4 protein-coding genes are annotated in these 3622 nt (G+C 39.9%); 3 read left to right on the top strand and 1 reads right to left on the bottom strand.

Translation table 11 applies throughout. The annotated features are described in order from the left end of the window. Positions 1–172 precede the first annotated feature (172 nt). The 3 genes from F607_RS0125510 to F607_RS0125500 all read left to right on the top strand — a co-directional run bounded on the left by F607_RS0125510 (position 173) and on the right by F607_RS0125500 (position 1446). Complete coding sequence (locus F607_RS0125510) at positions 173–436, top strand: hypothetical protein (protein WP_027710281.1); 264 nt, start codon at positions 173–175, stop codon at positions 434–436. 90 nt (positions 437–526) lie between these two features. Beyond that, positions 527–1063, top strand: a complete 537-nt coding sequence (locus F607_RS0125505) for a hypothetical protein (RefSeq protein ID WP_027710280.1) — start codon at positions 527–529, stop codon at positions 1061–1063. Continuing rightward, positions 1060–1446: a DUF2195 family protein gene (locus F607_RS0125500; protein ID WP_027710279.1), complete on the top strand. Its 387-nt coding sequence runs from the start codon at positions 1060–1062 to the stop codon at positions 1444–1446. The genes F607_RS0125505 and F607_RS0125500 overlap by 4 nt, the downstream gene beginning before the upstream one ends. Before the next feature lie 742 nt (positions 1447–2188). On the opposite strand, the gene F607_RS31880 is transcribed toward F607_RS0125500, so the two are convergent. Next, positions 2189–3622 (bottom strand): RHS repeat-associated core domain-containing protein (locus F607_RS31880; RefSeq protein WP_038292306.1); only part of this gene is annotated, 1434 nt, incomplete at its 5' end.

The raw sequence follows: 3622 nt of genomic DNA, 5'->3' as shown, positions 1-3622 counted from the left end.
TGGTTTTCATTAGACATGAGTTAATTCAGGTTATAACCACTAACAGTATTGCTTTACCTGCAATGCCTTAGCTTCTAAATGGCCAAAGTCGAGACTTATATCATGTGGGTTTTTGTTAATTGTTATGGCGCCTCCTATATTGAAAGGCGAGTCCTCGCAATACGCGCCTTTCATGTTTATTTGGGTAGTTTACTTTACACGCTCGTTAAAGCATCTTTTTGGAAGTGAGGATAGTTCAGCCCAAGAAGAGGCTAAAGCAAAGGTAGCGAAAGAGCTGAATCTCAACCCTATGAAACTAACCACTGACAATGTAAGACAGCTCTATCGTGATGGTTATGAAAGTCTAGCCTTTCGGCAGTTTTGTAAGCTAAAAAACCATAAGTCTTATACCAAGGATGAACTGGCAGCTAAATTTGCAGACTTTGTTAAAGAGTAAAGGATCTACGTGCCCCCTCGGCAAGCGTGTGTAATTTGAAGAAATTTTATTTTACGCACCCTCACTCAGGGAATACGTAAAGGCTAAATAATGATTAAAAAATCGCTAAAAAGTTTAAGTCAAATTACTTTATGCAAACTATTTTTAGGCACTCTATTGTTTGCCTTAATAAGTGCGTGCTCTAAAGATGTGCCACGGAATATAGAAAGTTATGTTGGCTTGTATGAAGTAGTAGACTCGAAATGCGAAATAAAAGAAGACACTTATAATCCATGTAAAAATACTCATTTTATTGAGCTGGTAAAAGGGCAGTTCATAGGGACAAAAGACGCTGAAATAGCTTACGTGTTTTGGAGTGGTGATTTAAAAATTGACCCAGAGCTGCAATATGCATCCCATACAATAGCAAACCACACTGAACAAAGAATAACCAATGATAAGTTTTGGTTAAATAATAGTAGCGATACAGAAGAATACTTTGGTTTTTCTGAAGGGAGTCTTACCAGTTATTTCGTTAAGTATACGACTGGAAATAAAGGTGATACAAGAATAATCGAATACAACTTAAGACCTGTGATACGTAGCAACTTACCACATGTGCGCTTAAACTATCCAGGGAACAAATGAATACAGCAGGTATTGGGGTACCTATTCTTCTAAGCTGTTCGCTGGTGTATGGTTCAGAAGTTGCCCCAAAAGACCCTAAAGTCACAATCAATAATGATGTTAACGAGTGTATTACGGTTATACCTGAAAAGGTTAGAGTTGTAGAGGGAAAACTCCTTCTTGATACAAGCTGGAAAGCAAACAAAGTTACTGGTGACTGTGGGTGTAAGTCAGCGCTACTGGCCTATCATGTTTCTGTAGAAAAAGATCAACGACAGTATGAGCTTTTATATACCCATTTTTCTTCCTTACACAACAAGTTTACCTTTTTAATTAATGCTGATACTTCATACGGCAGTTACGACCGTTATATTCTAGACATTAGCTGCAAAAACCCTGATTAACTCTCTGAGCAAGAGCGTTTCCCTTGCTCCTCTTCCTATCACGCTCTAAAAATCCCAAGAGGGTTCTGCGCCTGCACGCCTAAACCATTGCTATTGTTGGCCTGTAGCCGATTTGGCGTCATTTTTCATTATATTAGTTATTTCTAACTTAGTAATACGTATTACCGTTTTTGATAGTATACTACTGTTGCCACCCAAAAATAGCCGATAACATGGGTTATCGGAAGTTTTTTCGAGGGGGTTTTAGTAATTGGGGTGAGGGAGGAGCACTAAGAGCACTAGCAAACACATCAGTTGTTACTGATATAAGGCGGGTGCCTTTTAAAATTTATTTGAGGCATAAAAAAGCCCACATCTGTGGGCTTAACTATATAAATCTTATACTGGTCAGTTAATGTAAAATACCTGTAGTTGCTTTGGTGCTTACCATTTATTTCTTAGGTGCTGAAAATCGATTTTTGAAAATTTTCAAAAACAAAAATATAAAAATATAGGTAAATATAATGACACCTAATCCAATTGCAAATAACCAAAAACCTTTAATACTAAACACTGATAAATCATAAACCCAAGATAATACAGTTATTAATACAAGGATAATCAGTTCAACAGGAGCTAAAGACATTCCCCTATTATCTCTATCTGACTGAGACCAGAAAAAAGTTATAATTATAGGAATAAATAAATTCCAACTTAACTTTAAAACAAATAGAGCAATACAGATATAAAATATTGTCAACACCTAACTGCCTCCATTTATTTGACGTTGTCCAAATAAACCTCTCCACTTTTCAGCACCTGATGGCCAGCTAATTCTTGACCTTGGCAGTGCACCTGTAATTGAGTTAGAAAATGGATTTCTCTGATAACCTCTTAAAATTAGTTGCCCATTTCGTACTTGAGGCCCCCAAAGCATGGTTTTAAAGTAGTTCCATCTAGTCGCACTTCCAACCATTACCCAACGACCAGCTGCTAAATCTGCAGTCTGGCCTGCTGCTGCCCATGAGGTAACTGTAACATAACTACTACGTAATAATTGTAGGCCTTTTGCTATGGGAGCAAGACATGCAACAACACATGCATTTCCTACAGCTCCAGTATCTCTGGGATTAACTAGCAAACCTGACTCATGATCAAAGTCATAAGCAGTTAACCCATCTGAGCTTACTAGCCCCCCATAACTGGCAACTTCTACAGATATTAGGTCACCGTTTTGATTGTAATACTCACCACCAACAGGGGAATAGCCTCCTATGTCAGGATCATGGTTCCTTTGTGCTTTTTTAAACGAAGGCTGTTGTCCGCCCCCAAAATACTCCCTTCTTAAAGGAGTCGTCGTATACCTATTTCTAAAATCACTGCCATCTGTCGTATTTGACTCACCACGACCTATTTGGTTGTAGTGGTTCATGACATCATTAGCGATTTGTTCTCCGTAGTTCAATTCTTTCTGAGGCTGGTACTCTGCTCTGAGCGGAGTAATATAGCTATTATCAGCAGGCCCACTTTCAGAACCACCATTGTTATAAGCCTCAATGGGTGCTCCTGATTGAGGGCTACTCCCCCAGATATTGCTCAACCAATTTGTAAAATCCTCCCATAAAAATCCAGTCGGATCTGAACCATTTAATGGGTTATTTAAGCCGTAACTATAACGGTTATAGCTCTGAATATTATCCGCAAACTGAATAAATGGATCTGCACTCAGGAATCTCCCAACGTTAGGATCATAAACGCGTCCATTCATGTGGATCAGGCCCACACCATCCAGCTGTTCGTGGTTGGTAAAACCACGCTTGGTGATGGTGCTGGTGATTTGCGTAAAATCAATCGCGGCTTGCCAGTCCGTCTGACGACGTTTACCCCAGGGATCATAACTGAAGCGTTCAATGACTTGGCCGTTTTGATCGGTAATGGCGGTGAGTGAGTCTAAGTGATCCCGGTGGAAGTAATTGGTTTTTGTGCCATCTTCGGTGCCGGCATTTTCGGTTTTGGTGATAATAGCGACATCCGCAATGTAATGCTTGTGCTGTATTTTGCCGGTATCACTGACCACTTTTTCATAAATACCGGATTGGTAGTAGGTTGTGCTGGTGCCGGTGGGACCTTGATCGATCCGGCGCACGCGCTTTTGATCGGGACCATACACCAGGTCAATTTGGTAGTCACCGCGAAT

This window comes from Zooshikella ganghwensis DSM 15267 (assembly GCF_000428585.1).
In the GTDB taxonomy this organism is placed as follows: Bacteria; Pseudomonadota; Gammaproteobacteria; order Pseudomonadales; family Zooshikellaceae; genus Zooshikella; species Zooshikella ganghwensis.
The sequence above is the reverse complement of the archived record's forward strand: the minus strand, read 5'-3'. Positions and strand labels throughout refer to the sequence as shown.

Excerpts from the sequence above, each read along its gene's own strand:
- F607_RS0125510 (WP_027710281.1), top strand. The coding sequence starts at position 173 with ATGTTTATTTGGGTAGTTTACTTTACACGCTCGTTAAAGCATCTTTTT.
- F607_RS0125505 (WP_027710280.1), top strand. The coding sequence starts at position 527 with ATGATTAAAAAATCGCTAAAAAGTTTAAGTCAAATTACTTTATGCAAA.
- F607_RS0125500 (WP_027710279.1), top strand. The coding sequence starts at position 1,060 with ATGAATACAGCAGGTATTGGGGTACCTATTCTTCTAAGCTGTTCGCTG.